This is a genomic window from Synechococcus sp. R8-2, assembly GCF_047461715.1.
Classification (GTDB): domain Bacteria; phylum Cyanobacteriota; class Cyanobacteriia; order Thermostichales; family Thermostichaceae; genus Thermostichus.
In genome coordinates this window covers 1-2,743 of the sequence record NZ_JANSHQ010000096.1, presented here as the reverse complement: position 1 = coordinate 2,743, position 2,743 = coordinate 1, and the positions used below count along the sequence as shown (strand labels likewise).

The 2,743-nt window shown below is 59.0% G+C and carries 4 protein-coding genes; 2 read left to right on the top strand and 2 right to left on the bottom strand.

Annotated features, from left to right (window positions below; translation table 11 throughout):
• Positions 1-340 precede the first annotated feature (340 nt).
• The gene (locus NW819_RS02670; protein WP_011429120.1) at positions 341-493 is read right to left on the bottom strand and encodes a chlorophyll a/b-binding protein; all 153 of its coding nucleotides are present in this window, start codon (positions 491-493) and stop codon (positions 341-343) included.
• Between the two features lie 116 nt (positions 494-609).
• Positions 610-1,494: a penicillin-binding transpeptidase domain-containing protein gene (locus NW819_RS02665; RefSeq protein ID WP_414412803.1), complete on the bottom strand. Its 885-nt coding sequence runs from the start codon at positions 1,492-1,494 to the stop codon at positions 610-612.
• A gap of 119 nt (positions 1,495-1,613) precedes the next feature.
• On the opposite strand from NW819_RS02665, the gene NW819_RS02660 reads away from it, so the two are divergent.
• Positions 1,614-1,838, top strand: a complete 225-nt coding sequence (locus tag NW819_RS02660; protein WP_011432873.1) for a photosystem I reaction center subunit IV — start codon at positions 1,614-1,616, stop codon at positions 1,836-1,838.
• Positions 1,839-1,884: 46 nt separating this feature from the next.
• On the top strand, positions 1,885-2,743 hold an 859-nt coding region (locus NW819_RS02655; RefSeq protein WP_414412802.1), incomplete at its 3' end, for a DNA-formamidopyrimidine glycosylase.

The following is a 2,743-nucleotide window of genomic DNA, read 5'->3' as shown; positions in this document are numbered from 1 at the left end:
GCCGAGTTCAAGCGACACCAAGCTCCCCCTGGGCTGCGCATCACCGATCGCGCCTTCGGCACCGGCTGGCGCATGCCAATCGCCAAGCGGCAGGAAGGGATCATCTAATGGAACTAGTGGGATACCCTCACACCAGCTCCTCCCTCAGAGGGAGAAAGGGAAAGATTCGGCGCTGTCGGAATTGCTTGGAGTAGTTGGTGCCCGCTCAAGCCTTGTTGCCATTCAGAACGGCTACAACTGGTGCAGTCACGCTTCCTGCTCAATACCCTGCTCAATACAATAAAGGGCCTGCAAGCCAGCAGACCCAAGGAAAAGCCAAAAGGCGGTAAGTTGAGGTCTCTTAGATCAGGCCCAGCCAGGAAGCAACGCCTTGGCCCGTCACCGCTTCGATGACAATGGCCAACACAAAGCCAATCATGGCAGCCCGACCGTTGAGGCGCTCGGCATACTCGTTAAAGCCAAACTTGGGCTCCGACAAATTGGGATTAGACATGAGAACCTCCAGGGTAAATGGGAACGACAGGGAGTGGGATCCGTAAAGAACGAAAACGAGAACGGCACTTGACCTTCAGTATAGTTTGCATTTCTTCATGATCGCAAGCAAGGTGGTCACCCGCTGCCGATGGCGGCGATGATCTGCCGCGCCAGGGGAATGGCCGCCTCATAGGCTTTGCCCTGATGCAGGTGCAGCACCAGCGTCCAGTTGGGATCCGGCAGGGGCCAAAAGGCCAGCAACCAGGCTTGAAAATCTTCTGCCCAGAGAATTGGTCGTCCTCGTCGTTGAGGATTGAGGATGGTGCCAGACTTGGCTGCCACTGGGATCCCTTCTGGGGCAATGCCGCGACAGGTGCCCGCTGTTGCCGCCAGGCTCATGCCAGCATGGAGAGCCTCCCAAATCCAAGCCGGTAAAGAGAAAGCGGGCAGAGAGACCTCGCCAGAAAGGGGTACACCTCGGCGGGCAATCACGCCCCCATAAACCAACAGCTCCCAGGGATCCACCGGCCCAGCCAGACCGGTCGCCAAGAGCGGAGCCGGAGTTGTATTCTGCACACTCCCTAGGCCGAAGCGCCGCAGCCACTCCACCAGGGTATCGGCCCCCAGCTCCCAGCCCAACTGGTAAAAATGCACGTTGCAAGAGTGGGCCAGGGCCTGGCGCAAGTTCAAAGCCCCATGGCCGCGGGGATCCCAGCAGGGTAGGCGGCCCAACCCCAGTTGCGGCGGCGGATCCCACCAACCCGGACAGTGGATCAAGCGCTCCCCAGAGCTGATCCCAGTCTGCAGAGCAGCGGCGGTAACGGCGCATTTGACGGTTGAGCCAGGGCTGGCCCTGATTCTGGAAGCCTGCTCCGGCTGCCAAACCCTTGTTAAACGACCGGTGTTTAGGTCGAGGACGGCGGCAAAATCGCGCGGATGGGGCAGCCCTGCAGATTTCCCCTGCAAGCCCCAGGTCAAAGCAGAACCCAACAGCCAGGCTCCACAGGTGCGACGGTTCATCTGCTGTTGGCCCCGAAAACCCAGCCAGACAAAAGCGGATCCCTGTTACAAAAATTCGGAAATCGCAGCCTTCTCACGGACTAGGGTAATCTGAGTTCAGGTCAATGGAGATAACCCTCATGGCAATTCAGCGTGGTGCCAAAGTCCGTGTGCTGCGGAAAGAATCCTACTGGTATCGGGATGTGGGAACGGTTGCGGCGGTGGATACCAGCGGCATTCTCTACCCGGTGATCGTCCGCTTTGACAAGATCAACTACTACAACATCAACACCAACAACTTCCGCGAAGATGAACTGGAAGTGTTGGAAGCTCCCAAAGCCAAGGCCAAAGCTGCGGCCAGCTAAGCCAAAGTTCTGATGCCGGGGACTGTGTTCTTGAGCAAGTCGTTCTGTGCCTGAACTGCCGGAAGTTGAAACAGTTCGGCAAGATTTGCAACGCCTCACCTTGGGGCCGCGGATACTTGCGGTGGAGGTGCTCCTGGCCCGCACCATTGCCTACCCTGCAGGGGAGATGTTTGGGCGGAGCTTGATTGGCACCCGTTTTACCCAGTGGCAGCGGCGAGGAAAGTATCTCCTGGGATCCCTGGATTCGAGAGCTGTTCTGGGTGTGCATCTGCGCATGACCGGGCAGTTGCTCTGGGTGCAGGGATCCACCCCTTTATCAGCTCACACTCGTGTTCGTTTGGCCTTCGAGGAAGGGTGGGACTTGCGCTTTGTGGATCAGCGCACCTTTGGCCAGATGTGGCTGGTGCCCGCCGGTGTTGAGCTGGAGGCAGTGATCCCCACCCTGCAGACCTTGGGGCCGGAGCCCTTTTCGCCAGCTTTTTCTGAGGCCTATTTCCAGGCTGCCCTGCAGAAGAGCCGCCGTCTTATTAAAACCGCGCTGCTGGATCAATCGCTGGTAGCCGGGGTGGGCAACATTTACGCCGACGAAGCCCTGTTTCTGAGCGGCATTCACCCTTTGACGCCAGCAGTTCAGCTTTCGGATGTGGCCAAGGCACGCCTGCGAGAAGCTTTGATCGAGGTGTTACGGGCCGGGCTGGAGCAGCGGGGCACCACCTTGCGGGATTACCGGGATCTGCGTGGGCTCAACGGCAACTATCAAGGGCAAGCGTGGGTGTACGGTCGGGAAGGGGATCCCTGTCGCCTCTGTGGCACCCCAATTCAGCGGATGAAGCTGGCAGGTCGGTCGGCTCACTTTTGCCCCCACTGCCAGCCACTCAAAACCCCCCTCTCCCTTGGGGAGAGGG